Annotated in this window: 25 protein-coding genes and 1 other RNA gene; 15 read left to right on the top strand and 11 right to left on the bottom strand. The window is 65.6% G+C overall.

Going from position 1 to position 24,042, the window contains the following annotated elements; all coding sequences use genetic code 11:
• The first annotated feature begins 56 nt into the window (after nucleotides 1-56).
• The 3 genes from ligA (at nucleotide 57) to AC07NK_RS08950 (ending at nucleotide 5,538) form a co-directional block, all read left to right on the top strand.
• On the top strand, nucleotides 57-2,189 hold the full coding sequence (gene ligA, locus AC07NK_RS08960) for an NAD-dependent DNA ligase LigA (protein WP_495170221.1): 2,133 nt from the start codon (nucleotides 57-59) through the stop codon (nucleotides 2,187-2,189).
• Nucleotides 2,190-2,333: 144 nt separating this feature from the next.
• Complete coding sequence (locus AC07NK_RS08955; RefSeq protein ID WP_495170220.1) at nucleotides 2,334-5,000, top strand: TonB-dependent receptor; 2,667 nt, start codon at nucleotides 2,334-2,336, stop codon at nucleotides 4,998-5,000.
• A gap of 130 nt (nucleotides 5,001-5,130) precedes the next feature.
• Nucleotides 5,131-5,538, top strand: coding sequence for an NIPSNAP family protein (locus AC07NK_RS08950; RefSeq protein WP_495170219.1), 408 nt, complete (start codon nucleotides 5,131-5,133; stop codon nucleotides 5,536-5,538).
• On the opposite strand, the gene ffs is transcribed toward AC07NK_RS08950, so the two are convergent.
• Nucleotides 5,539-5,637, bottom strand: an RNA gene (ffs, locus tag AC07NK_RS08945) — signal recognition particle sRNA small type.
• A gap of 76 nt (nucleotides 5,638-5,713) precedes the next feature.
• Between ffs and AC07NK_RS08940 the strand changes: the two genes are divergently transcribed.
• Both AC07NK_RS08940 and AC07NK_RS08935 read left to right on the top strand, forming a co-directional pair.
• Nucleotides 5,714-6,988, top strand: coding sequence for an SDR family oxidoreductase (locus AC07NK_RS08940; RefSeq protein ID WP_495170218.1), 1,275 nt, complete (start codon nucleotides 5,714-5,716; stop codon nucleotides 6,986-6,988).
• On the top strand, nucleotides 6,988-7,458 hold the full coding sequence (locus tag AC07NK_RS08935) for a DUF2269 family protein (protein WP_495170217.1): 471 nt from the start codon (nucleotides 6,988-6,990) through the stop codon (nucleotides 7,456-7,458). The genes AC07NK_RS08940 and AC07NK_RS08935 overlap by 1 nt, the downstream gene beginning before the upstream one ends.
• A gap of 3 nt (nucleotides 7,459-7,461) precedes the next feature.
• On the opposite strand, the gene bla is transcribed toward AC07NK_RS08935, so the two are convergent.
• Genes bla through AC07NK_RS08915 form a run of 4 tightly spaced genes read right to left on the bottom strand, consistent with a single transcriptional unit; the run spans nucleotide 7,462 to nucleotide 10,815 of the window.
• Nucleotides 7,462-8,322: a class A beta-lactamase gene (gene bla / locus AC07NK_RS08930; protein WP_495170216.1), complete on the bottom strand. Its 861-nt coding sequence runs from the start codon at nucleotides 8,320-8,322 to the stop codon at nucleotides 7,462-7,464.
• On the bottom strand, nucleotides 8,322-8,657 hold the full coding sequence (locus tag AC07NK_RS08925; RefSeq protein ID WP_495170215.1) for a 2Fe-2S iron-sulfur cluster-binding protein: 336 nt from the start codon (nucleotides 8,655-8,657) through the stop codon (nucleotides 8,322-8,324). Before AC07NK_RS08925 ends, bla begins: the two co-directional genes overlap by 1 nt.
• Nucleotides 8,654-9,748 carry a cysteine desulfurase family protein gene (locus AC07NK_RS08920; protein WP_495170214.1) on the bottom strand — a complete coding sequence of 365 codons (1,095 nt, stop codon included), beginning with the start codon at nucleotides 9,746-9,748 and terminating at the stop codon, nucleotides 8,654-8,656. The genes AC07NK_RS08925 and AC07NK_RS08920 overlap by 4 nt, the downstream gene beginning before the upstream one ends.
• Nucleotides 9,745-10,815, bottom strand: coding sequence for a cysteine desulfurase family protein (locus AC07NK_RS08915; protein ID WP_495170357.1), 1,071 nt, complete (start codon nucleotides 10,813-10,815; stop codon nucleotides 9,745-9,747). Before AC07NK_RS08915 ends, AC07NK_RS08920 begins: the two co-directional genes overlap by 4 nt.
• Nucleotides 10,816-10,933: 118 nt before the next feature.
• On the opposite strand from AC07NK_RS08915, the gene AC07NK_RS08910 reads away from it, so the two are divergent.
• The 4 genes from AC07NK_RS08910 (at nucleotide 10,934) to AC07NK_RS08895 (ending at nucleotide 13,609) form a co-directional block, all read left to right on the top strand.
• On the top strand, nucleotides 10,934-11,590 hold the full coding sequence (locus AC07NK_RS08910; RefSeq protein ID WP_495170213.1) for an alpha/beta hydrolase: 657 nt from the start codon (nucleotides 10,934-10,936) through the stop codon (nucleotides 11,588-11,590).
• A 30-nt stretch (nucleotides 11,591-11,620) separates the two neighbouring features.
• Nucleotides 11,621-12,448 carry an outer membrane beta-barrel protein gene (locus tag AC07NK_RS08905; protein WP_495170212.1) on the top strand — a complete coding sequence of 276 codons (828 nt, stop codon included), beginning with the start codon at nucleotides 11,621-11,623 and terminating at the stop codon, nucleotides 12,446-12,448.
• A 118-nt stretch (nucleotides 12,449-12,566) separates the two neighbouring features.
• On the top strand, nucleotides 12,567-13,127 hold the full coding sequence (locus AC07NK_RS08900) for a lipocalin family protein (RefSeq protein ID WP_495170211.1): 561 nt from the start codon (nucleotides 12,567-12,569) through the stop codon (nucleotides 13,125-13,127).
• 14 nt (nucleotides 13,128-13,141) lie between these two features.
• A complete protein-coding gene (locus AC07NK_RS08895) occupies nucleotides 13,142-13,609 on the top strand; it encodes a GFA family protein (protein WP_495170210.1) in 468 nt (155 codons plus the stop codon).
• 54 nt (nucleotides 13,610-13,663) lie between these two features.
• Here AC07NK_RS08895 and AC07NK_RS08890 read toward each other — a convergent pair whose 3' ends face one another.
• Nucleotides 13,664-13,837 (bottom strand): hypothetical protein, encoded by a 174-nt coding sequence (locus AC07NK_RS08890; RefSeq protein WP_495170209.1) that lies wholly within the window; start codon nucleotides 13,835-13,837, stop codon nucleotides 13,664-13,666.
• A 129-nt stretch (nucleotides 13,838-13,966) separates the two neighbouring features.
• On the opposite strand from AC07NK_RS08890, the gene AC07NK_RS08885 reads away from it, so the two are divergent.
• The 3 genes from AC07NK_RS08885 (at nucleotide 13,967) to AC07NK_RS08875 (ending at nucleotide 15,937) form a co-directional block, all read left to right on the top strand.
• Nucleotides 13,967-14,398, top strand: coding sequence for a hypothetical protein (locus AC07NK_RS08885; protein ID WP_495170208.1), 432 nt, complete (start codon nucleotides 13,967-13,969; stop codon nucleotides 14,396-14,398).
• 4 nt (nucleotides 14,399-14,402) lie between these two features.
• Nucleotides 14,403-15,212 (top strand): ferredoxin--NADP reductase, encoded by an 810-nt coding sequence (locus AC07NK_RS08880; RefSeq protein ID WP_495170207.1) that lies wholly within the window; start codon nucleotides 14,403-14,405, stop codon nucleotides 15,210-15,212.
• 134 nt (nucleotides 15,213-15,346) lie between these two features.
• Nucleotides 15,347-15,937 (top strand): class I SAM-dependent methyltransferase, encoded by a 591-nt coding sequence (locus AC07NK_RS08875; RefSeq protein WP_495170206.1) that lies wholly within the window; start codon nucleotides 15,347-15,349, stop codon nucleotides 15,935-15,937.
• Between the two features lie 333 nt (nucleotides 15,938-16,270).
• Here the strand turns inward: AC07NK_RS08875 and AC07NK_RS08870 are convergent, their stop codons facing one another.
• Entirely contained in the window at nucleotides 16,271-17,185 is a 915-nt protein-coding gene (locus AC07NK_RS08870) for a threonine ammonia-lyase (RefSeq protein WP_495170205.1), read from the bottom strand.
• Between the two features lie 201 nt (nucleotides 17,186-17,386).
• Between AC07NK_RS08870 and AC07NK_RS08865 the strand changes: the two genes are divergently transcribed.
• Nucleotides 17,387-18,595 (top strand): type III PLP-dependent enzyme, encoded by a 1,209-nt coding sequence (locus AC07NK_RS08865; RefSeq protein ID WP_495170204.1) that lies wholly within the window; start codon nucleotides 17,387-17,389, stop codon nucleotides 18,593-18,595.
• Nucleotides 18,596-18,736: 141 nt separating this feature from the next.
• A complete protein-coding gene (locus AC07NK_RS08860; RefSeq protein WP_495170203.1) occupies nucleotides 18,737-19,162 on the top strand; it encodes a VOC family protein in 426 nt (141 codons plus the stop codon).
• Nucleotides 19,163-19,199: 37 nt separating this feature from the next.
• On the opposite strand, the gene AC07NK_RS08855 is transcribed toward AC07NK_RS08860, so the two are convergent.
• A complete protein-coding gene (locus tag AC07NK_RS08855; RefSeq protein ID WP_495170202.1) occupies nucleotides 19,200-20,153 on the bottom strand; it encodes a DMT family transporter in 954 nt (317 codons plus the stop codon).
• A 95-nt stretch (nucleotides 20,154-20,248) separates the two neighbouring features.
• Between AC07NK_RS08855 and AC07NK_RS08850 the strand changes: the two genes are divergently transcribed.
• Entirely contained in the window at nucleotides 20,249-20,737 is a 489-nt protein-coding gene (locus AC07NK_RS08850; RefSeq protein WP_495170201.1) for an Lrp/AsnC family transcriptional regulator, read from the top strand.
• A 27-nt stretch (nucleotides 20,738-20,764) separates the two neighbouring features.
• Here AC07NK_RS08850 and AC07NK_RS08845 read toward each other — a convergent pair whose 3' ends face one another.
• From AC07NK_RS08845 to secY, 3 genes are all read right to left on the bottom strand, one after another.
• Nucleotides 20,765-21,649 carry an AraC family transcriptional regulator gene (locus AC07NK_RS08845; protein WP_495170200.1) on the bottom strand — a complete coding sequence of 295 codons (885 nt, stop codon included), beginning with the start codon at nucleotides 21,647-21,649 and terminating at the stop codon, nucleotides 20,765-20,767.
• Between the two features lie 165 nt (nucleotides 21,650-21,814).
• Complete coding sequence (locus AC07NK_RS08840) at nucleotides 21,815-22,465, bottom strand: adenylate kinase (RefSeq protein ID WP_495170199.1); 651 nt, start codon at nucleotides 22,463-22,465, stop codon at nucleotides 21,815-21,817.
• Between the two features lie 115 nt (nucleotides 22,466-22,580).
• The gene (secY, locus tag AC07NK_RS08835) at nucleotides 22,581-23,939 is read right to left on the bottom strand and encodes a preprotein translocase subunit SecY (RefSeq protein ID WP_495170198.1); all 1,359 of its coding nucleotides are present in this window, start codon (nucleotides 23,937-23,939) and stop codon (nucleotides 22,581-22,583) included.
• Nucleotides 23,940-24,042 lie beyond the last annotated feature (103 nt).

Genomic DNA, 24,042 nt, shown 5'->3' with positions numbered 1-24,042 from the left:
ACCGCGAGCGGGCAGTGACCGTTGCAGAGACGCGGCGTCGCGCCTAGCGAGAGCGCATGACCAAGCTCCCCGCGACCGAGGCCGAAGCCGCCACCGAACTCGAAACGCTCGCGGCGGAGATCGCGCGCCACAACCGGCTCTACCATGCCGACGACTCGCCCGAGATCAGCGACGCGGACTATGACGCGCTGATGCGCCGCAACACCGCGATTGAGGCAGCCTTCCCGCACCTCGTCCGCGAAGACTCGCCTTCTAAGCTGGTCGGTGCCGCGCCCGCCGGGCACCTCGCCAAGGTGCGCCACGCGCAGGCGATGATGAGCCTCGACAACGCCTTCTCGGACGAAGACGTGATTGAGTTCGTGCTGCGCGTGCGCCGCTTCCTCAAGCTCGGCGAAGACGACCGCGTCGCGCTCACCGCCGAACCCAAGATCGACGGCCTGTCCTGCTCGCTGCGCTACGAGAACCGCAAGCTCGTCCTCGCCGCCACCCGCGGCGACGGGCAGGTGGGCGAGAATGTCACGCCCAACGTGCTGCACATTTCGGACATCCCGACGCAGCTTCCCCTCGATGCCCCCGACGTGTTCGAAGTGCGCGGCGAGGTCTATATGGCGAAGGACGACTTCTTCGCGCTCAACGCCCGGCTCGCCGCCGAGGCGAAGGAGACCGGCAAGGAAGCCCGCCAGTTCGCCAACCCGCGCAACGCCGCCGCGGGATCGCTGCGCCAGAAGGACGCCACGGTGACGCAGTCGCGCCCGCTGAGCTTCCTCGCGCATGGCTGGGGCGAGACCAGCGCATTGCCCGGCGACACGCAGTTTGGAGTGATGAAGGCGATCGAGAGCTGGGGCTTCCCGCTCCACCCGCTGTTCGTCGATTGCGTCCAGGTCGAACCCGCGCTCGCCCAGTATCGCAAGATCGAGAAATTGCGCGCCGACCTGCCCTTCGACATCGACGGCGTCGTCTACAAGGTCGACCGGCTCGACTGGCAGGCGCGGCTGGGCAGCGTCGGCCGTGCGCCGCGCTGGGCGATCGCGCACAAATTCCCCGCCGAGCGCGCCGAGACGACACTGCGCGACATCGACATTCAGGTCGGCCGCACCGGCAAGCTCACCCCCGTCGCGCGGCTCGAACCGGTGACCGTCGGCGGCGTCACCGTCACCAACGCGACGCTGCACAATGCCGACGAGATCGAGCGGCTCGGCGTCCGTCCGGGCGATCGCGTGCTGCTCCAGCGCGCCGGCGACGTGATCCCCCAGATCGTCGAGAACCTGACGCGGGACGACGCACGCGAACCCTATGCCTTTCCCACGCACTGCCCGATCTGCCAGTCCGAAGCGACGCGCGAGGAAGGCGAAGTCGATTATCGCTGCACCGGCGGCCTGATCTGTCCCGCCCAGCGGCAGGAGCGGCTGCGCCACTTCGTCAGCCGCGGCGCGCTCGACATCGAGGGGCTGGGCGAGAAGTCGATCGTCGAGTTCGTCGACCTTGGCTGGATCGCCGAGCCGGCCGACATCTTCCGCTTGCGCACGCATCGCGACGACCTGCTCTGGCGCGAAGGGTGGAAGGACAAGTCGGTCGACAACCTCCTCGCCGCAATCGAGGCCAAGCGTACGCCCGACGCTGCGCGGCTGCTGTTCGGCCTGGGCATTCGCCACATTGGCTCGATCACCGCGCGCGACCTGTTGAAGCGCTTCACTACCCTGCCCGCGCTCGCCACGCTTGCGGACGAGCTGATCGTGTTGCGCGAAAGCATCACCCCTGCGATCGGCGAGACCGACGCGAAGTTCCGCACGCGCCTCGACAAGGCGATCGCCGAGCATATCGGGGTCGAGAATGTCGGCGCCGCGGTCGGCCACGCGCTCGCCGACTTCTTCCACGAGCCGCACAACCGCGCGGTGTGGGACGATCTGCTCGCCGAGGTCACCCCGCCGCCGTTCGTGATCGCGACGCGCGCGTCGCGCGTCAGCGGCAAGATCGTTGTTTTCACCGGCAAGCTCGAGACTCTGAGTCGGGACGAGGCAAAGGCGCAGGCGGAGTCGCTGGGCGCCCGAGTCGCGGGTTCGGTATCCTCAAAAACCGATTTTCTGGTAGCCGGATCGGACGCCGGATCGAAAATCCGGAAGGCTGCCGAACTGGGAATCGAGGTGTTGACAGAGGCGCAATGGGCGGAAATCGTGGGGTCCGCCCACTAATTTGGAGGGTGATGCTTTTTTGCAACGCACAATGGGCTTGAATCAACTGTAACAATCTCGCAAAGAATCCTCCCCATGGGGCAGCGCAAGACGGCGAAACCGCCGCACGCGCAGGCTTACCGAGCCGATCCTAAGGGGACACCAATGCGAAACATACTTCTCGTCGGCGTGGCTAGCGCCGCGATCATCATGCCCGGCGCTGCCTTTGCGCAGTCGAGCGGCACCATCGGTTTCGAGGAAGAGACCGAAGTCGTCGTCACCGGCAGCCGCACCGACGACGGCGTGCAGGGCATCGTCCTGCCCGAGACGTCGAAGGCACGTGGCGTGCTGACCGACGAATTCATCCGTCGCCAGGCACCCGGCCAGTCGGTCAACGAAGTCATCAACGTCCTGCCGGGCGTCAGCACCTCGGGCAACGACGCCTATGGTTCGGCCAGCGGCAGCTCGAGCAACATGACGATCCGCGGCTTCGACTCGACCCGCATCAGCCAGACCTTCGACGGCATGCCGATGAACGATTCGGGCGGCTATGCGATCTACACGCAGCAGCAGCTGGACTCGGAACTGATCTCGCAGGTCAACGTGAACCTGGGTTCGACCGACGTCGACAGCCCGACCGCGGCCGCCAGCGGCTCGACCGTCAACTACCGCACGCGTCTGCCGCACGAGAATTTCGGCGTTCAGGCCGTCGGCTCGGTCGGCGACTATGAATTCTTCCGCATGTTCGGCGTCGTCGACACCGGCCAGTTCACCAGCTTCGGCACGCGCGCCTTCCTGGCGGCGAGCACGACCAGCAACGTGTCGCCGTTCAACTCGCGCGCGCGGGTGTACAAGGAACAGTATAACGCCCGCCTCTATCAGCCGCTGGGCAGCAACGGCGACTTCCTGTCGATCGCCGGCCACTTCAACAAGGGCCGCAACAACTTCCAGGGCTCGGTGCCGCTGCGTACCGACACCGCCGCCGTCACCGGCTCGCGCGTCGTCGGTCCGAACTCGAACAACCGCTTCCCGATCCTGAAGGACGAGCGCCAGTATGTGGTCGCGCCCTGCACGACCAGCGTCCCGGCCCGTGCCGGCCAGGTCGATGCGGCGAGCAGCTGCGGTTCGATCTTCGACGAGCGCACCAACCCCGGCGACACCGGCAACATCCGCGCTTCGTCGAAGTTCACGCTGTCGGACAAGCTGACGCTCAACGTCGATCCGAGCTATCAGTATGTGAAGGCGAATGGCGGCGGCACCGCGGTTGCTCAGGAAGGACGTCGCGACGTCAACCCGACCGGCGGCGCAGCCAACTGCGCCACGACGGCGAACGGCCCGGCCGTGAGCTGCCAGGTCGGCTATATCGGCGGCACGCCCTATTTCGGGCGCGACCTGAACGGTGACGGCGACACGCTCGACGCGGTCCGCCTCGTCACCCCGAGCCAGACGAACACACATCGCATCGGCCTGATCATGTCGTTGCGCTACGAGCTCAACGAAGATCACAGCGTCCGTCTCGCCTACACCTATGACCGTGCCTATCACCGTCAGACGGGTGAGACCGGTTTCCTCCGCGCCGACGGCCAGCCGTTCGACGTGTTCCCGGTCAACAACCCGCTGACCGACGTGAACGGCCGCGTGCTGCAGAAGCGCGACCGCATCTCCTATGCCATCCTGCATCAGGTGGCGGGCGAATATGCGGGCCGTTTCGGTGACCTCAAGGTCAATGCCGGCCTGCGCGCGCCGTTCATGCGCCGCAACCTGACCAACAACTGCGCAACGTCGAGCGCCGGCGGCTTCGTCGAGTGCTTCACCGATGACGCAGCCGGACTGGCGGCCTATCTCGGCGCGCAGCCGCAGCAGAATGTGCCTGGCGTCGGCACCTTCAACATCCAGGGTCCGCAGCAGCGCGTGTTCAATTACAACCGCCTGCTGCCCAACGTCGGCTTCACCTATGACGTGACGCCGCAGGCTGCGGTCTTCGCCAACTATTCGAAGGGTATTCAGGTCCCGGGTACGGACAACCTGTACAACTCCTTCTACTTCCCGTCGGACACCGCGAACGCCAACCCGCGGCCGGAAACGACCGACAATTTCGACCTGGGCGTTCGCTACAACACCGGCCGCTTCCAGTTCCAGATGTCGGGCTGGTACACCATCTACACCAACCGTCTGGCGTCGTCCTACGATCCCGAGATCGAGCGCAGCGTCTATCGTAACCTGGGCAAGGTCACGAAGTACGGTGTCGACGGCAGCATCGCGTACAAGCCCATCGACGCGTTCAGCGTCTTCGCCTTCGGCTCGTATCTCCATTCGGAGATCAAGGACGATGTCGTGGTTGGCCGTACGACCGCTGTGGGTCCGCTGGGTCCGATCGGTACCGCGATCTACGCGCCGACCGCCGGCAAGTCCGAAGCGGGCGCGCCGATCTACACCTTCGGTGGCGGTTTCAACGCCACCCTGGGCCCGATCGAGCTGGGCGGCACTGTCAAGCGCACCGGTCCGCGTTACGTGTACGACACCAACGAGCCGATCCGTCAGATCGTCGCCGGCACGACCTATCAGGTCTATGGCAACAAGACCCCGGCCTACACGATCGTCAACCTGAACGCCCGCGTCGGGCTGGAATGGGCTGGTCTCAACGACAAGACCTACTTCCAGTTCAACGTCATGAACCTGTTCGACGAACTGTGGGTCGGTGGCCTTCAGCAGAACCTCAACCAGGGTCCGACGTACAACAATGTGGGCGCGGTCACCGGGTACGGCAACGCGCCGAACTCGAGCATCGGCTTCCCGCGTACGTTCATGGCATCGCTGGTCGTCGGTCTCTGATCGTCTGACATAGCCTGTCGAAACAAGACCGCCGCTCCGGAAACGGGGCGGCGGTTTTCGTTTGGGGCTCTACCGCTCTTGACGCCCCCTCTCCGCCGCCTCACCTCGTCCAGGTTCGAGGGAGAGCCGCATGTCACCTGCCACTGCCATCATCGCGGCGCTGACCACCGCCACGCCCGCCGCGGCACAGAGCCATGTCGTCGAAGCACCGCTCCACCAGCTGCGTATCTACGAGCTCTATCCGCAGACCAAAGCGGCGTTCCACGACCGCTTCCGCGATCACGCGATGCGGATCATGCGGCGGCACGGGTTCGAGATCGTGTCGATGTGGGAAGCCGGCACCGCAGAGAAGCCGGAGTTCGCCTATATCCTGCGCTGGGCAGACGCGGCGCGGATGAAGGCCGGCTGGGCCGCGTTCATGGCGGATGAGGAATGGGCGCGAATCAAGCGCGAGACGCCCGCGGAGCATCGCCCGATCGTCGGCGCTATTCAGGATCGCACGATGCGCCTGACCGATTATTCGCCGTCGATGAAGTGAGAAGGTGGGAGCCGGGACGACCCGACACGAAAATCGTTACGGCTGCTTCCTTCCGGATCTGACCGGGTTGGCGACGGCATCGTCCGCCCGACTCCCACGGCGCATATGGGGGAAGCCGCGGCGCATCGCAATAGCGCGATGATTTATGCACGAAGCGATGCTAGGCCAACGTCCGATGCACATCCTGCTGCTGGGCGCCGGAGGCTTTGTCGGCCGCCATATCCTCTCCGAACTTCTGGCGAGCGGGCATCGGGTCCGGGCTGTGGCACGCGACGTTTCGATGCTGCGCGACATGGAGCCGGAGGCCGAATGGGTGGCAATCGACCTCGCGCATGCGACGGAGGCGAGCGGCTGGGGGCCGCACCTTGCCGGGATCGATTGCGTGGTCAACGCCGCCGGCGTGCTGCGCGGGCCAGAGATGCACGCGGTGCACGTCGCGATGCCCCAGGCGCTCCACGCCGCCTGCAAACAAGCCGAAGTCCGTCGCGTCATCCTCATCTCCGCGGTGAGCGCGCGCGCCAATGTCCCGACCGACTATGCCCGCACCAAGCTCGAGGGCGAGGCGGCGCTGCGCCACTCCGGGCTGGGCTGGACGATCCTGCGCCCTTCGCTCGTCGTCGCGGAGGGAAGCTATGGCGGCACATCGCTGCTGCGCGGCCTTTCCGCCCTGCCCTTCTTCCAGCCACTGCCGGGCAACGGCAGCTTCGCCTTCTCGCCGATCCATGCCGACGACCTCGCCCGCTCGGTGCGGCTGGCGTGCGAGGATCTGCGGTTCATCGGCATGACGCTCGAGCCCGCCGGTCCCACGACCCACACGCTGCGTGAGCTCATGACCCGCTACCGCAACTGGCTGGGCTTCGGGCGCACACGATTCCTCTCGGTACCGATGCCGGTGATGCGCCTGCTCGGCCGGATCGGCGACCTCGCCGGCTCCGGCCCGGTCTCGACCAACAGCCTCACCCAGCTGATCGCGGGCAACGCCGCGGATGGCGAAGCCTTTGCCCAGGCGGTCGGATTTCGCCCGCGCAGCCTAGACCATATGATGCGCGACCGCGCCGCCGGGGTGCAGGACCGCTGGCACGCGCGCCTGTTCTTCCTCGCCCCCGCGATTCGCTGGGGCCTCGCTTTGCTGTGGCTCGCCTCCGCCCTGCTCGGCCTGTTCGCGGCGCGTGCACAGACGCTGGAGGTGCTGGCCGCGATCGGCGCGCCGGAGGCGCTTGCCTTCCCGCTCCAGCTCGGGACGGCATTGCTCGATTTCGGGATCGCAGCGCTGGTCCTGCGCGGCGCCCGCATTGCGACCATGGCGCAACTCGGGGTCGTGCTCGGCTACACGCTGGCCCTGACATTCGCTTTGCCCGCCCTCTGGACCGATCCGCTGGGACCGCTGCTCAAGAACCTGCCGATCCTGCTGCTGATCCTCGTCCATGGCGCCATCGGGGATCGCCGCTGATGACCTATCTGCTGCTCAAATGGGTGCACATACTAAGTTCCACGGTGCTGTTCGGTTTCGGCGCCGGGACAGCCTGGTATCTCTGGTCCGCGCACCGTACCGGCGATCCGGCGACGATCGCCAGCGTCGGGCGAATGGTGGTGCGCGCCGACTGGATCTTCACCGGATCGAGCGGCGTCATCCAGCCGCTCAGCGGCCTGATGCTGCTCCATATCCTCGGCTATTCGCTCACCGAATCCTGGGTGCTGGCGAGCATCGTCCTGTACCTGATCGCCTTTGCCTGCTGGATACCCGTTGTCGGCCTTCAGATCCGCGCGCAAAAGCTCGCTCGGGCGGCACATGAAACCGGCACGCCGCTGTGCGACGATTATCGCCGTACGATGCGCGTCTGGTTCTGGCTCGGCTGGCCGGCGTTCCTCGGCCTTACTGCGGTCTTCTGGCTGATGATCGCCAAGCCGCAGCTCTGGTAACCCTCAGGCGAACAACAACCCCACCAGCTCGCCGATCCTCGCATGCGCGGCATTGGCCCTTGCCGTGGGGGCCATCGGCGCATCCATATAGCAGGTGATCAGGATCGGTTTGCGCCCCGGCGGGGTCGCAATGGCGATATCGTGGACATAGCCTTCGCCGCTCGTCCCAGTCTTGTCGCCGACCCGCCATGTCTTGGGCAGCCCCGCTCGCAACCGGTCCTTGCCGGTGGGCGAAGCTTCCATCCAGCCCGCCAGCTTCGCGCGCGACGCCGGCGAAAGCGCCTCGCCCAACAGCAGCGCGTTGAGCAACCACAGCATCGCCTGCGGCGTGGTGGTGTCGCGCACTTCGCCATTGCGGACATTGTTGAGCGTCGGCTCGTCGCGATCCGACCGCGTGATCGCATCGCCCGCCGAGCGGATGAATGCGGTGAGCCCCCGCGGCCCTGAAATCTGCCCGAAGACGAGGTTTGCTGCGGCATTGTCGCTCATCACCACCGCCGCCTCGAGCAGCGCCTCGATCGACAGCGCGCCTTTGGCAAGACTGGCCTTCACCACCGGGGCATAGTCGAGCAAATCCGCCTCGCTGAACCGGATCTCGCGCTTCAGATCGATCTCGCCGCGATCGGCGCGCGCCAGCACCGCTGCAGCAAGCGGCACCTTGAAGGTCGAGCACATCGCGAACCGCGCCTCGGCCCCGTCGAAATAGCGCCGCCCGGTGCCGCTGTCATAAACAGCAAGGCCGAGCCGCCCCCCGGTCTCCTCACGGATCCGGTCGAGCGCGCTCTTCTGCTGCGCCGAAACGGTCATGGGCATGGCAGCAAGCGCAGCAGCACCCGCGATCAACTGGCGGCGAGTCGGTGTCATCATCGTCCCTGCATATCGCGATGTTCTGAAGGCAGGCTGACCGTCAATCCGTCCAGCTCGGGCGTCAGGACGATCTGGCACGAAAGCCGGCTGGTCCGCGTCGCCCCGACGGCGAGATCGAGCATGTCTTCCTCCTCCTCGCTCGCGCGCGGAAGCCGGTCGAAATCCTCCGCCGCCACGATTACGTGGCAGGTCGAACAGGCCATCTGCCCCTCGCATGTCCCTTCGAGCGGCATGCCCTTCGCTTGCCCGACCTCGAGCAGCGAATAGCCTTCCTGCCCGTCCGCCTCGCCGGCAAGGCTGCCGTCCGACGTCAGGAAGCGCACCCGGATCATGCGGCAAACCTCTGCTCACGCGCCGCCGCATCGATCCGTTCGATCGCGCCGAGCAGCTCTTCCTCGGTGGTGTAACGCCCGAAGCCCAGCCGAATGCTCGACCGCGCATCGCTGTCGCTCATCCCCATCGCCTTGAGCACATGGCTCGGCCGCCCCGATCCGCTGGCACAGGCCGACCCGGCCGAGAAGGCGATATCGCGCAGGTCGGACATCAGCCGCGCCACGTCGAGGCCCGGATAGCGCATGTTGAGATTGCCGTGATAACGGTCGTCGAACGATCCGTTGAGCGTCCAGCCCGATCCGCCCAGCGCCTGATACGCCTTGCGGAACAGCTGCGCTGCATGGGCACGATCGGCGCCGAACCGCTGCTTGGCGAGCGTCGCCGCTGCCCCGAATCCGGCGCACAGGGCCGGAGACAAGGTGCCCGATCGCCCGCCCGGCTCCTGCCCGCCGCCGTGCATCAGCGGCTCCAGCTCGACTCCGTTGCGGATCCACAGCGCCCCCACGCCCTTGGGTCCATGGATCTTGTGCGCCGACACCGCGACCAGATCGCACGCCGCGGGAATGATCTCGCGCCCATAGCCCTGCACCGCGTCGCACAGCAGCAGCGCGCCGGCGCCTTTCGCCAGCGCCGCCAGTTCGTCCATCGGCTGGATGGTGCCGATCTCGTTGTTGACCAGCATCACCGCGACCAGCCCGGTACCCGGCCGGATCGCCTCGCGCGCGGCGGCCAGCTCGACCAGCCCGTCGCTGCCCACCGGCAGCACCGTCACTGCGCGCCCGCGCCGCGCCTCGGCCGCGACGGTGTCGAGCACCGCGGCATGCTCGGTCGCGATCGTCACGATCGGTCCGGTACTGCCCTTGATCGCCCAGTTGAGCGCCTCGGTCGCGCCGCTGGTGAAGCTGATATTGCCATTGTCGGGCATCAGATCGGCGACCGCAGCGCGCGCCACCTCGACCGCCGCCCTGGCCTTGCGGCCGGGCGCGTGCGCCGAATGCGGATTGGCGAAATCGTCGCGCATCCAGGGTTGCATCGCTTCAACCGCTTCGGGCGCGAGCGGCGTGGTCGCCTGATAGTCGAGATAGGTCATCCTGCTTTTGCCGCTGCCCCCATTGCGATATCGATCCATGTGTCGGTGAAGCGCCGGATATCCTCGGGCGTCGTGCTCCAGCCCATGCTGACCCGGATCGTCCGCGCCGCCAGCTCCGGCTCCACCCCGAACGCCTCCAGCACCCGGCTCTGCTTCAATGTCCCCGACGCGCAGGCGCTGCCAGCCGACACCGCGAAGCCCTTCATGTCGAACTGCACCAGCTGCGCGGCGGCGCTGAGGTTGGGCATCGCCAGCGCGCGGATCTCACTGACATATTCCCCATAGCCCATCAGCTGCTGCGCGCCGTAGCTGCCCAGCGTACGGAAGAGGTCCGTCAGCATCTCATGCCGGTTCATGTCCGGGGTCGCGGTGCGCTTCGCCGCCCAGCCCTCGACCGCCGCGGCGAAGCCCAGCACCGCGGGCAGGTTCTCGGTTCCGGCACGATAGCCGAATTCCTGCCCGCCCGACGGCTCGAGCAGGCCAAGATCGCCAACTAACAAGGCCCCAATCCCGATCGGTCCGCCCAGTTTGTGCGCAGAGATGACCATCATCTGCGCCTGTTTGGGGAAACGCGTCAGCCCCCAGAACTGCGAAGCATCGGTCACCAGCACGCCGCCGCCCGCCTCGATCATCGGCGCATAGCGCTCGATCGGCTGGACCTTGCCCGTTTCGGGATTGACCCACTGGATCGCGATCACCGGCCGGTCACCCGCGGCGAGCGCGTCCTCGACCGCATCGAAATCAACGTCCCACTCCAGATTGACCGGCAGCACCTGTGCCTCGGGCGCCGCACGCAGCACTGCATCATGCTCGACCGAGGACCGCCATCGCGTGCCGCCTTTGGTCCGCCGCATCGCGATGGCCAGCGCCTCGCTCGCCCCGCTGGTGAAGATGACATGCCCTTCCCAGCCCAGCGCCGCCTTGATCCGCGCCCGCGCATCCTCCAGCGCCGCGCGCGCCGCGCGCCCTTCGGCATGCGGCGACGACGGGTTGGCCCAGCGCAGCATCCCCTCGATCATCGCCTCGCGCACCTCGGGCCGCATCGGCTGGGTGGCGGCATGATCCAGATAGATACGATCGGTCAGAGTGGGACTCGTTTGAAATTGCGTGAAACGGCTTCACGACTATATAGCCGACATCGCTTTCCGCGCCACCGCGCCTCCCACTTAATAAGCAGGTAGAGCTTTGCCCGAAGTCATCATCCCCGGTCCCGAAGGCCGTCTCGAAGGGCGTTTCGCCCCCGCTCCCCGTCCCCGCGCACCCGTGGCGATGATCCTCCACCCGCATCCCAATGCCGGTGGCACGATGAATAACCGCATCGTGCAGGAGATGTACAAGACCTTCCAGCGCCGCGGTTTCGCGACCTTGCGCTTCAACTTCCGCGGCGTCGGCAAGAGCCAGGGCGTGTTCGACAACGGCATCGGCGAACTCAGCGACGCCGCGAGCGCGCTCGACTGGGTGCAGAGTTTCCACCCCGAGGCATCGACCACCTGGATCGCTGGCTTCGGCTTTGGCGCGTGGATCGGGATGCAGCTGCTGATGCGCCGTCCAGAGATCCGCGGCTTTATCTCGGTCGCGCCGCCCGCGAACATGTTCGACTTCACCTTCCTCGCCCCCTGTCCCTCCTCGGGCATCATCATTCAGGGCGAGAATGACGAGGTGGTGACCCCGAGCGCGGTGCAGAAGTTGGTCGACAAGCTGCGCACCCAAAAGCACATCACCATCCACCACGACACCATCCCCGGCGCGAACCATTTCTTCGAGCACGAGATGGAACAGCTGATGGGCAGCGTGGACAAGTATCTCGACATGCGGCTGGATCCGAACTCGCCGATCCGGTAACGTCCCGGTGGTTTAGGGGGATCGCACCAGGTGAAAGAAATCGCTCTCGCGGTGGCAGTTGCCACCGCTTCGCTTGCACTGCCTGCGAACGCCCAAACTGCCTCGGTCGAGGAACGATTGGCGCGGTTGGAGGCGGAGAACCAGATGCTCCGTCATGAGATCGATCGCATCAAGCGCACGGTGGCCGGAACGGCGGCAGCTCCCGAACCCATCGCCACGCCAATCGCGGCGGCGGCGGCTCCGACCCCCGTGTCAGTCGCTGCGGCGCCGGTCCAGGAGGCGAGTCGCACGCCGTCGGCGAACCAATGGACCGGCCCATATGTCGGCATCGGCATCGGACGGCTGTCTTCGCACTATGAATATGGAAGCGGGTCCGGGTCCGCGACGATCCGCAGGACATCGGACGCACGCGGCAGCGGGTTCACTGTTCAGGCCGGATATCTGCATCAGTCTGACCTCCTCGTCATCGGCTCCGAAGTCGCCGCCCGCTGGCCGAACAACGTCACCTCGAACGTGAATAGTGGCGCAACCAGCTATTCGCTTCGCACACTCAACACCGCGATTCAGGTCAAGGGAAGCGCCGGAGTCGCTCTCGGCCCGGTGCACCTTTACGGTCTACTGGGCGTCGAGGTCGCGACGATGGATACGCAAATCTATTCGGGTGGCGTGCGCCAGGCGTTTCCGGGCAAATCGACGGCGACAGCACCATTGTACGGCGCCGGCGTGGCGGTCCGCCTGCCTTCCGGCACCTCCTTAGGCGTCGAGTATAACGAAGCCGATTTCGGCCTGCTTGCAGGTACGAACACGACGACGATGCGTGACACCTTCTGGTCGGTCAGGCTGAATCAGGCTTTCTGACCAGTCCTGGCGGACATAATCGCTCTCTGCACGTGTCTGCTATCAATCTTGGTGTAGTTCGTCGCGTTGCTCCAGCCAGCCCCTATCCTTCCACCCCGCTTCGTCGCATGATGGCGCCATGAAGCAATCGACCGCGATCAAGATCGCCACCGGCGTCGCCGCCGCTGCCATCGGCGGACTGTTCCTCTATTCGCGCGCCACCCGCCCGCCGGTGATCAACCCCAAGGTGCCGCAACCGGCCAAACCGGTCGATCTCGCCCGCTATGCCGGCACATGGTTCGAACTCGCCCGGCATGAGAACCGCTTCCAGAAGGGCATGGATGCGGTCACCGCGGAATATTCGCTGGAGAAGGACGGCAAGGTCCGCATCGTCAACAGCGGGCTCCGTTCGGGCGAAGAGGAACGCAGCGAAGCCGAGGGGCACGCCATCGTCGCGGATGAGGAGACCAACGCCAAACTCAAGGTCTCGTTCTTCGGCCCGCTCTACACCGGCGACTATTGGGTGCTCGACCATGGCGACGACTATGACTGGTCGATCGTCGGCGAGCCGGGCGGGCGCTATCTGTGGGTGCTGAGCCGCGACCCGCACCCTGCGCCCGAAACCCTCCAGATGCTGCGCGAGCGGGTCGAAGCGCTGGGCTATGACCGCTGGGCGCTGCGCATCACCCGGCACGACTGAGCGAAGGAAGCGCGATGGAGCGGATCGACATCACCGTCACCGGCGGCTGCCAGTGCGGCGCGGTCCGCTATCGCGCGAGCGCGATGCTCGACAATGCGCACCTCTGCCATTGCCGCATGTGCCAGAAGGCGGGCGGCAATATCTTCGCCGCTTTGGTCGCCGCGCCCAACGACGCACTCGAATGGACGCGCGGCGCTCCCGCCGCCTTTCGCAGCTCGAAGCATGTCGACCGCGGCTTCTGCGCGGCATGCGGCACCCCGCTCTACTACCGCAACCTGCAGGGCAGCCGCACCAACCTCACCCTCGGCTCGCTCGACGATCCCGCCGCCTTCCCGCCAAAAACCCAGATGGGCAGCGAAGCGCGCATGCCGTGGTTCGGTATCCTGCCCGCGCTCGAGGATGTCGGCGCGACCGAGGTGCAGGACCCGGATTGGGCCACAGCAATCGCCGCGAGCAATCGACAGGCGCCGGACCGGGATTAGGATCAAACTCCGGCTGACCCCTTTCATTCAGGATCGCCGCGGGCCAGCGTGCGCCTAAACCGTCCAGATCAGCACATTCCCCAGCGCCACCAGCGCGCAGACGATCATCAGCACGCCCTTTTGCCGCTCGCCCTTGCGGATCAGGCGTACGCCACCCCAGGTCAGCGCAAACGATGCGAGCATCAGGATCGCAAGCGTGGTGGAACCGGCGGTGGGAAGATTGTCCATCCCTCGGCAATGCCCAAAACCGGCCTGCGCGTCGAGCGAAGATGAAATCGCTCCTCCCCTGCAAACGACATCATAATTGCGATTGACTCGCAATAGCCAGATGCTAGGAGCGGCGCGAAGGGAGCGCCCGTGTACCATTATCTCGACCGCACGACCGCCTCGCTCGATCTGGGCGGCCGGTTCATCGTCTGGGCGGTGCGTGGCTGGGTGCAGGCCGTCGGCAAGCGCATCTGCCCGTGCAACGCATTGATCGAGGGGTTTACCCGCTGGAACGCGGCGGAGGCATTGCAGCCCTTTTCCATGGCCATGGCAATTCTTCATTGCGAAGCGCGCGAACCCCTTTATTTCCGCGCTCCGGGCCATAGCCGCGTCAGCGACGACGAGGCGCTGCTGCTCGACCTGTTCGAGCAGGCGCCACGCCGGCCCCAAAACGAGATGCGGGAGATGCTGGGCATGGTCGTCCCTCCGACGAGCACGTCCGCGCTTCTGATCGCGATCGAAACCGCAGCGGCGGCGTTCGAGGCCATCGGCCTCAGCCCGTCGGCGCAACATGGAACATGAAGTGATGAGTGACCGGAACCAAATCCCCCTCGCCCCCTCGGCGGCGCTGACGGTCGAAACCGTCCTGAGCGTGCGCCACTGGAACGAGCATCTGTTCAGCTTCACCATCAGCCGCCCGCAAAGCTTCCGCTTCCGCTCGGGCGAATTCGTGATGATCGGTCTGCCGGGCGAAGGCCGCCCGCTGCTGCGCGCCTATTCGATCGCCAGCCCGGCCTATGCCGAGGAACTCGAATTCCTCTCGATCAAGGTGCCCGACGGTCCGCTAACCTCGCGTCTGCAGAAGATCGAACCGGGCGACCAGATCTTCCTTGGCCGCAAGCCCACCGGCACGCTCGTCACCGACGCGCTGCTGCCCGGCAAGCGCCTGTTCTTCCTGTCGACCGGCACCGGCCTCGCGCCCTTCCTCAGCCTCGCGCGCGATCCCGACGTCTACGACATGTTCAACCAGATCCTGCTGGTCCATTCGGTCCGCCGCGTCAGCGACCTCGCCTTCCGCACCGAGCTCGAGGCGCAGCTCGCCGGCGATCCGCTGGTGCAGGATCAGGCGCTGCTTCAGTTCGGCTATCTGCCGACCGTGACGCGCGAGCCCTTCCCGACCGACCAGCGCATCGGCACGCTGATCGAAAATGGCGCGCTGTTCGGCCCGCAAATGGGCGGCGAGAAGCGCCTCGACCCCGAGACCGACCGCATCATGCTGTGCGGCAGCATGGAGATGATCAAGGATCTCTCGGCGATGCTCGACGGATTGGGCTTCGAGGAAGGCTCGAACGCCAAGCCCGGCCATTATGTGATCGAGCGGGCTTTCGTGGGATGAGAGGCGGCGGGGTGCCGTTCTCTTGAGGAAAACGATAGTCCGCTATTGGTTGAAAGCGGTCGTGCCTGGCCCCCGCTATGCGATAGGGCGGCAGCATGAGCGACTCCCCCGAATCCGGCCTCGCCTTTGATCCGATGACCCTTGCCTTCTACGATACGGAGGCGCCGGAATATATTGCGAGCGGGAAGAACGGCGTGAGCCGCTGGCTTTCTCTGTTCATGGAAATGCTTCCGGCGGGAGCCCGGGTGCTTGAGCTCGGTTGCGGCGGCGGCCGGGATGCAGAGGCAATGTTCGCCCACGGATTCGATGTCGAACCGACCGACGGGAGTGCAGCAATCGCGGCGAAGGCCGAGCTGAGGCTCGGACGTGCTGTCAGGGTAATGAAGTTCGACGAACTGTCGGATATCGAGGCATATGACGCCGTGTGGGCGAGTGCCAGTCTGCTGCATGTGCCGAGCGAGGCATTGGACGCGGTGCTCAGGCGGATCTTCCGATCGCTCAAACGCGGCGGCCTGCACTTTGCGACCTACAAGGCTGGCGGCGATCCGGGGCGCGACAAATTTGGCCGCTACTTCAATCGTCCCGATCTGACTGCTCTAACCGAGGCCTATTCGCGCGGTGGCGACTGGGAAGTGATATCGACCGTCGAATATGTTGGCGGTGGTTACGAGGGCGGCCAGGGTCCCTGGATAGCGATCACCGCGCGTCGCCCGTCTGGAACTTGAGTGTGGTAACGGGCCACGGGCTGCCCCTTCCAATGTTGGAATTCATCTGATCTATCCTGATCGGTGGAACACGGGCCGGCGCATCCAGACTCCGACAAACGCGGCGCTTCACCGGCGCGCCTGTGTCGCGCGCCCGTCGCGTCCCTGTCGCCAACCCGTCGCGTTCCCGTCCGAACCCGGCACGCGCGTGGCGCGTCAGTGGCGCGTGACCGTCGCGTCGCTGCAGCGTCAGTGGCGCGTCAGTGGCGCGTCGCAGGCGCGAATCCGTCGCGTTCCGGTCGTGTCGCCCGAAAAACCCGCGTTTTCCGTCGGCTTTGTAAACCGGTCGGGGGCTCAGTCCGCCGAAGCGAGCACCTTCGCATAGGCGTCCGGGTCGGCATTGCCGCCCGACAGGATCACCAGCGTATCCGGCGTCGGATCGACCTTGCCCGCCAGCAACGCCGCCAGCGCGACCGATCCGCCCGGCTCGAGCACCAGCCGCAGCTTGCGCGCCGCCCAGCGTTGCGCTGCGCGCACCTCGGCCTCGCTCACCGCTACGCCGGTGGCGCCACGGCGCGAGAGGACGTCGAAGGTCAGCTGCGCCGGCTGGAAGGTCTGCAGTGCGTCGCACGCCGTCGGCGGCGGCGAATCGCCGATCGATTCGATCCAGCCATTGGCAAGGCTGCGGCACATATCGTCCCAGCCCTCCGGCTCGACGATCGTCGTCTGCGCCTCGGGCAGCGCCAGCGTCACGCCCGACGCCAGCCCGCCGCCGCCGCACGGCACCACGATCCGGCCCGGATCGGGCAGCCGCATCTCGGCGGCTTGCGTCAGCACCTCGATCGCCATGCTCCCCTGCCCCTCGATGATCCACGGATCGTCGAACGGTGGAACCAGCGTCGCGCCGCGGGCATGGGCGAGATGCCCGGCGATCTTGACGCGATCTTCCTTCATCCGGTCGTAGGCGACGACCTCGGCGCCCAGCGCCAGCGTCGAATCGCGCTTCGCGGCGGGGGCATCGGCCGGCATCACGATCACCGCGGGGATGCCGAGTCGCTTCGCGGCCCAGGCCACGCCCTGCGCATGGTTGCCCGACGAGAAGGCGACGACGCCCTTGTCGCGATGCTCAGGGTCGATCGCGGTCAGCCGGTGCCACGCGCCGCGGATCTTGAACGCACCGATCGGCTGCAGGCACTCGGCCTTGAACATCACCGGAATTCCGCGGATTTCCGCCACCAGCAGCGGGGTTGGCGGCAAAATCGCCGCCACCTTTGCCGCTGCATCCCGCACCCCTGCCCGAGTCGGCTGTCGCAATATCGTCACGCATCACCCCGCATCATTAATTCGGACCCGGAATCACTTTACAAGGGGGGTCCCCGACCCTAAATGACCCCTCCGCTGCCCCATGGGACTTCCACCGCAAGGCAGTGTTTTCACCGTATGCCGCAAGGCAATTGGAGGTCCCTTGAGTTGCACAAGCATCATAGCGCGCTCGGGCTAGCGAAAGCCCTTCGTCCCGTCGAGCCGGTAACGCTCGTCCGTCCGCACGCAGCAAAGCGAGCAGCCCGATTCTTCGTCGAGAAGTTTCCGGGGACGACGATGTACGCCGTCAAGGCCAACCCGTCTCCTGAGCTTCTCCAGATCCTCTGGGATGCCGGAATCACGCACTACGACGTCGCGTCGATCGGTGAGGTGCGCATGGCGCGCCGCGCCCTGCCCAAGGCCGTCCTGTGCTTCATGCACCCGGTCAAGGCCGAGGAAGCGATCGAGGAAGCGTATTTCGTCCATGGCGTACGCACCTTCAGCCTCGACACGATGGACGAGCTGGAGAAGATCGTCCGTGCCACGCGCAATGCCCAGGATCTGAACCTGTGCGTGCGCATCCGCGTGTCGTCGGATCACTCCAAGCTCAGCCTCGCCGCCAAGTTCGGCGCGGAGCCCGAGGATGTGGCAGAGCTGCTCGTCGCGACCCGTCAGGCCGCCGACGCGCTCGGTATCTGCTTCCATGTCGGTTCGCAGGCGATGACTCCCGCGGCCTATGCCGAGGCGATGGAGCGCGTGCGCGTCGCCATCGTCGCCTCGTCGGTCACGGTCGACATCGTCGATGTCGGCGGGGGGTTCCCCTCGACCTACCCGGGCATGGAGCCGCCGCCACTCGACGCCTATTTCGGCGTGATCCACAACGCGTTCGAGAATCTGCCGATCTCGTACAGCGCGGAGCTGTGGTGCGAGCCGGGCCGGGCGCTGTGCGCCGAGTACAGCTCGCTCATCGTCCGCGTCGAAAAGCGCCGCGGCGACGAGCTGTACATCAACGACGGCGCCTATGGCGCGCTGTTCGATGCGGCGCATGTCGGCTGGCGTTTCCCGGTCACGCTGCTGCGTGAGGGCGTCGATGCGGAAACGGCCGAGTTCAGCTTCTACGGCCCGACCTGCGACGACATGGATCACATGGCGGGTCCGTTCGAGCTGCCGGCGGACGTTCAGGCGGGCGACTATATCGAAGTCGGGATGCTTGGCGCCTATGGCTGCGCGATGCGCACCGCGTTCAACGGCTTCGGCTCGGACATCGTCCATGAAGTGACCGACGAGCCGATGGCGACGCTCTATTCGGGCATCGCGATCGAACGCCCGACCAACGTCGTCAGCCTCGACCAGTTCAAGCGCCGCGCGCGCCGCTGAGGTCGAATGCAGACCAGAAATCAGGGCCGTCGTCCTCCGGGGCGGCGGCCCTTTTCTTTGGTCTGCTGCCACCAAAATGCAGCTTGAGCGTCTATAGTGCGGCAGCGCCGCGCGAAGCGGCCGAACCAAGGAGAGCCTGTCATGAAGATCGTGACCAGCCTGAGCTTCCAGGGCCAGTGCCGCGAAGCCTTCGAATTCTACGCGAAAGTCCTCGGCGGAACGATCACGGCCGCCATGCCCTATGGTGACGCCCCGCCCGAAATGCCGGTCGCCGAGGACAAGAAGGACTGGCTGATGCACTGCTGGATGGATGTCGGCGACCAGTCGATGATGGGCGCCGACATGGACATCGAATGGGCACCCAACATCGACAAGCCCAAGAACGGCTTCGACGTTACCCTGCACAGCGAGGACAAGGACGAAGCCCAGCGCTGGTTCGACGCGCTGTCCGAAGGCGGCCGCGTCGTCATGCCCTTCGCCGAGACCTTCTGGTCTCCGGGCTTTGGCTCACTGGTCGACAAGTTCGGTGTGCCGTGGATGGTCAACACCATTCCCTCGGAAGGCTGAGGATTGAGGGCCGCCAGCCTTCGGGACGGCGGCCCCTTCAATGCGGCACAGCAAGGGCGCTGTGCCGTCGATGCGCAGCGATGCAAGACAGGACGCTGGCCACCACGAGCCCGAACGCGGCGATCTCCAGCGGAAGCGGCAGCCGCTGCTCCCACAGGAAGCCGTAGATCAGCGCGAACACCGTTTCGAACAGGATCATCTGCCCGACCATGGTCAGCGGCAGCAGCCGGCTCATCCGGTTCCACAGCGAGTTGGCAACGATCGAGGCGAGTAACGCGACCCCGATCGAAACGCCTGCCAGCTGAAGCCACGCCGCCGCCTCATGATCGATCGGCTCGAAGGACAGGGTCACCGGGATCAGCGCTACCGCCTGCGCGCCGGTGACGAGACCCATCAGCAGGTTCCAGTCCTGCGCGGACACCCGTCCGAGCCGAGCAAGGCAGCGGCTGTTACCCACTGCAAACGCCGTCCAGGACACCAGCGCGCCGATCGCACACAGCAGTCCGGTCAGTTGCGCCGGCCCCGCTGCAGGCGCGGCCACGGCCTGCCAACCGATACAAACGACCCCGGCAGTACAAAGCAGCAGCGACGGCGCCAGCAGACGCAGCGGAACCGCCCCCGATTCGCGGCTGCCGATGATCGTCACCGCTACGGGCAAGAAGCCGATGACGAGCGAAGTCATCGCGATCCCGCCATTCTGCACCGCTGCCGACAGCAGGACGTAATAGAGCGTGTTTCCCGCCAGCGAGAGCCAGACCAGTGAGAGCCAGTCGCGCCCTGTCAGCATCCCCATCAACGTGCGCCAGCGCGGCGCGATCAGCGCAGCGGACAACAGGCCATAGGCAAGATAGCGGCCGATCGCGAGCTGGAGCGGCGAGAACTGCCCTGCTAACTCCGGCGCCAGGAAGACCAGTCCCCACAAGGCACCGGCGCCCATGCCGAACATGATGCCCAAGCGGGTGTTGGACGGCGACACGACGGCTAGCTCCATGATCGACCTCATGCTTTGCGATCGGCGGGGAATAGCGGCGAATTGGCGGGATTTGCGCCCTTGATCGGGGTCCAAAATGCAACAAAAACCCGGCTATGACCCGATCGACCACCACGAAGCGCACGCTGGACGGTTTCGACCGCGCCATCCTGCGGATCCTTCAGCACGACAACAAGACACCCCAGCGCCGGATCGGCGAAGCGGTGAACCTCTCCCCCGCCGCAGTGCAGCGGCGCATCGCGGCGATGGAGGATGCCGGCATCATTCAGCGCAACGTCGCCATCATCGACACGCATGCGGTCGCGATGACCATCACTTCGATCGTCGAGGTCCAGATGGTCAACGAGCATCAGCAAACCGCCGACGCTGCCCGCATGCTGTTTAATGCCACACCCGAGGTCCAACAATGCTATTACGTGACCGGCGGGATCAGCTTCGTGCTGGTGATCGTCGCACCCGACATGCCGGCCTATGAGGCGCTCACCCGCCGCCTCTTCAACGCGAATGAAGCAGTCGCGAGCTTCCGCAGTCTGATCGCGCTCGACCGCGTCAAGACGAGTAGCGAGATCGTCATTCCGGAGTGAGCCGGGCACTCCCGGCCCGCCGGGCCCCTATTTCAGCGGCAGAAACAGCTCCACGATGACTTCGTGGGCCGGCACCTCCGGAATGAGGGACAGCCGTCGCTGGCAATAGATCGGGAAATCCCGGGCTTCTTCTCCGCTGTCCGGAAGCCAGTCGCGATAGAGGTAGAGCGCGGCGGGCTCGAGATTGTTGGTATTGCCGGGGTAGCGCAGCACCGCACAACGCCCGCCGGGGATCACGCCGGCCTTCATATGCGCGTCGTCCGGCTCGATCGGCCGATCCGTCCCGACGCACAGGTCCATGCTGTAGTCGGCCGGGTTCGCCGGATTCCGCTCGGACCGGAAGACCATGAAGCTGGGGTTCGTCTCGGGCGACAGGCCGGCCGCCTTGCTCCAGTCTCGGAATCGCTGGATCGTATCGCCGAGCGTTTCGCGGTCTCCACGATGCTCGATCATCGCTACGGTGGTCGGCGGCACATCGCGGATCATCACGTCTTCGGGGGTAAAGAGTATCTGCATGAGCTTGTTCCTCGCATTGTCGAGAGGCCCGAAGGCCGCAAGCCACGGTCCCCAGTCGGGGGACTTCCGGAACGACGACGGAGATTGCCCGAACCGTTGCCGAAAGGCGCGAGCAAAGGCATCCGGCGCGTCGTAACCGGCATCCATCGCGATGTCCGTGACGCTTTGAGCATCCCCGGACGCCAGCCGATGCGAAGCACGCTTCAGCCGGACAAGCTGGACATAGCGATGCACGGACACCCCGAAGGTCGCCGTGAACTGCCGATGGAAATGAAACCTGGAGAAGGCCGCGACCCGGCTCACAGCTTCCAGATCCAGATCGCCATCGAGATGCCGATCGATATGGTCCAGCACCCGCAGCATCCGCGTCCGGTAGTTTTGAAGCGCCGCCTTCATCGTCCCTTCCTCCGTGGCGGCACCAGCTAGCGGCTCTTGGCCATAGCATGCTCGACCGATCTTGCGGTTTGGACGCGGCAACCCTGTTGATGATCCTGCGGGATATTGGAACGCCAAAGAAAAAGGGGGCCGAAGCCCCCTTCCCTTGCGTCGTGACGCCCGGGCTTACGCCCTGCCGTCGAGGATCGCCTCGATCGCCTCGGTGACGTGGCCGATATCGGCCATGCCGTCGACGCGCTTCACCAGGCCGCGCGCTTCATAGATCGGCAGGATCGGCGCGGTCTTGGCGCGATACTCCGCCATGCGGGTGCGCACCGTTTCCTCATTATCGTCGGGCCGGCGCTTGAACTCGGTTCCGCCGCACTGGTCGCACTTGCCCTCGACTTTGGGGAGCTTGAACTTGTCATGATAGCCTTCGCCGCAGGTGGCGCAGGTGAAACGACCCGTGATACGCTCGACCAGCGCGTCCTCGTCCACCACCAGCTCGATCACATGGTCGAGCGTGCGGCCGCGGTCCGAGAGGATGGTGTCCAGCGATTCCGCCTGTGCGGCAGTGCGCGGGTAGCCATCGAAGATCGCGCCCTTGTCGCCGAGGCCATCCAGGCTTTCGCCGATGATGCCGCTGACGATCTCGTCGGAAACGAGCTCGCCCGCTTCCATCACTGCCTTCGCCTTGAGACCGACTGGCGTGCCGGCCTTCACCGCGGCGCGCAGCATGTCGCCGGTCGAAAGCTGGACCATGCCGCGCTCGTCCTCGAGCCGCGACGCCTGGGTGCCCTTGCCGGCCCCCGGAGGCCCCAACAGGATGATGTTCATGCTCTCCCTTACCCCCAAAACCCGTTCGTGCTGAGCCTGTCGAAGCACCGTTCTTCTCTGGTCGCCAGAAAGGAAAACCAGCCCCCCGACAAGCTCGGAGGGACGGTGCCCGAACCTAGCGGAGGCGGCCGCCCTTCAGTTTCGCCTTCTTGATCAGATCGCCATACTGGTGCGCCAGCAGGTGCGACTGGATCTGGGTCACCGTATCCATCGTCACGTTGACCACGATCAACAGGCTGGTGCCGCCCAGATAGAAGGGGATCGAAAGCTGGGAAACCAGCCATTCGGGCGCCAGACAGATGATGGTCAGATACGCCGCACCGATCACGGTGATGCGCGTCAGCACATAGTCGAAATAGGCTTCGGTGTTCTTGCCCGGGCGGATGCCGGGGACGAACCCGCCATATTTCTTCAGGTTGTCCGCCGTTTCCTCGGGGTTGAAAACCACCGCGGTGTAGAAGAACGAGAAGAAGATGATGCCGGCGCCATAGAGCAGCATGTACACCAGCGATCCGTGCTGGAGATACTGGTTGAGGCTGATGATGAAGTCGCCCCACCAGCCCTGCCCGGCCTGCTGCTGGCCAGCGAACTGGCTGATCGTCAGCGGCATCAGCAACAGCGAGCTGGCGAAGATCGGCGGGATCACGCCCGCGGTATTGATCTTGAGCGGCAGATGGCTGCGCTCCGACTGGACGCCACGTTGCGTCTGTCGCTTGGGATACTGGATCAGGATGCGGCGCTGGGCGCGCTCCATGAAGCAGATGAACAGGACCAGCAGCGCGACGGCGCCGAGGATCAGGACCAGCGTCACCGGGTTCATCGAACCGCTGCGACCGCCCTCGAACAGCTGAACCAGGGTGGTCGGCAGGTGGGCGACGATGCCCGCCATGATGATCAGCGAGATGCCGTTGCCGACGCCGCGGTTGGTGATCTGCTCACCCAGCCACATCAGGAACAGCGTACCGCCGATCAGGCTGACGACCGCGCCGACGATGAAGAGCGGTCCGGGATGGATCACCGGCGAGATGCCGTTGACCCCTGCCTGAAGGCCCGCCGCGATGACATAGCCCTGGATCGCGGTGAGCGCGACGGTGCCGTAGCGGGTGTACTGGTTGAGCTTCTTGCGTCCGCTCTCGCCTTCCTTCTTGATCGCGGCAAGCGCCGGCGAAAGCGAAGTGGCGAGCTGAACGACGATCGAGGCGGTAATGTACGGCATCACGCCCAGCGCGATCACCGACATGCGCTCCAGCGCGCCGCCCGAGAAGGTGTTGAAGAAATCGAGCACACCGCCCTGGGTGCGCTGCGCCAGCAGGCCCAGCTGGGTCGGATCGACGCCGGGCAGCGGCACGTAGCTCAGCATCCGGAAGACGATCAGTGCGCCAAGGGTAAACCAAAGACGCTTCTTGAGTTCGGTGGCCTGACCAAATTTGGACAGGTTGAGGCCGGATGCGAGTTGATCGGCTGCGGATGCCATATGCGCAAATATCCTGGAAACCAAAGCGGCGGAGGAGCGTCTTCCGCCACCCCGCCGCTCATATAGGGCATGAAACCCGTTGGGCAATCATCCCCGGCGCACC

This window comes from Sphingomonas sp. GW821-FHT09B04 (assembly GCF_059418285.1).
This window is presented reverse-complemented; position numbering and strand designations above follow the sequence as displayed.

Excerpts from the sequence above, each read along its gene's own strand:
- ligA (WP_495170221.1), top strand. The coding sequence starts at position 57 with ATGACCAAGCTCCCCGCGACCGAGGCCGAAGCCGCCACCGAACTCGAA.
- AC07NK_RS08955 (WP_495170220.1), top strand. The coding sequence starts at position 2,334 with ATGCGAAACATACTTCTCGTCGGCGTGGCTAGCGCCGCGATCATCATG.
- AC07NK_RS08950 (WP_495170219.1), top strand. The coding sequence starts at position 5,131 with ATGTCACCTGCCACTGCCATCATCGCGGCGCTGACCACCGCCACGCCC.
- AC07NK_RS08940 (WP_495170218.1), top strand. The coding sequence starts at position 5,714 with ATGCACATCCTGCTGCTGGGCGCCGGAGGCTTTGTCGGCCGCCATATC.
- AC07NK_RS08935 (WP_495170217.1), top strand. The coding sequence starts at position 6,988 with ATGACCTATCTGCTGCTCAAATGGGTGCACATACTAAGTTCCACGGTG.
- bla (WP_495170216.1), bottom strand. The coding sequence starts at position 8,322 with ATGACACCGACTCGCCGCCAGTTGATCGCGGGTGCTGCTGCGCTTGCT.
- AC07NK_RS08925 (WP_495170215.1), bottom strand. The coding sequence starts at position 8,657 with ATGATCCGGGTGCGCTTCCTGACGTCGGACGGCAGCCTTGCCGGCGAG.
- AC07NK_RS08920 (WP_495170214.1), bottom strand. The coding sequence starts at position 9,748 with ATGACCTATCTCGACTATCAGGCGACCACGCCGCTCGCGCCCGAAGCG.
- AC07NK_RS08900 (WP_495170211.1), top strand. The coding sequence starts at position 12,567 with ATGAAGCAATCGACCGCGATCAAGATCGCCACCGGCGTCGCCGCCGCT.
- AC07NK_RS08895 (WP_495170210.1), top strand. The coding sequence starts at position 13,142 with ATGGAGCGGATCGACATCACCGTCACCGGCGGCTGCCAGTGCGGCGCG.
- AC07NK_RS08890 (WP_495170209.1), bottom strand. The coding sequence starts at position 13,837 with ATGGACAATCTTCCCACCGCCGGTTCCACCACGCTTGCGATCCTGATG.
- AC07NK_RS08880 (WP_495170207.1), top strand. The coding sequence starts at position 14,403 with ATGAGTGACCGGAACCAAATCCCCCTCGCCCCCTCGGCGGCGCTGACG.
- AC07NK_RS08875 (WP_495170206.1), top strand. The coding sequence starts at position 15,347 with ATGACCCTTGCCTTCTACGATACGGAGGCGCCGGAATATATTGCGAGC.
- AC07NK_RS08860 (WP_495170203.1), top strand. The coding sequence starts at position 18,737 with ATGAAGATCGTGACCAGCCTGAGCTTCCAGGGCCAGTGCCGCGAAGCC.
- AC07NK_RS08855 (WP_495170202.1), bottom strand. The coding sequence starts at position 20,153 with ATGGAGCTAGCCGTCGTGTCGCCGTCCAACACCCGCTTGGGCATCATG.
- AC07NK_RS08850 (WP_495170201.1), top strand. The coding sequence starts at position 20,249 with ATGACCCGATCGACCACCACGAAGCGCACGCTGGACGGTTTCGACCGC.
- AC07NK_RS08845 (WP_495170200.1), bottom strand. The coding sequence starts at position 21,649 with ATGAAGGCGGCGCTTCAAAACTACCGGACGCGGATGCTGCGGGTGCTG.
- AC07NK_RS08840 (WP_495170199.1), bottom strand. The coding sequence starts at position 22,465 with ATGAACATCATCCTGTTGGGGCCTCCGGGGGCCGGCAAGGGCACCCAG.
- secY (WP_495170198.1), bottom strand. The coding sequence starts at position 23,939 with ATGGCATCCGCAGCCGATCAACTCGCATCCGGCCTCAACCTGTCCAAA.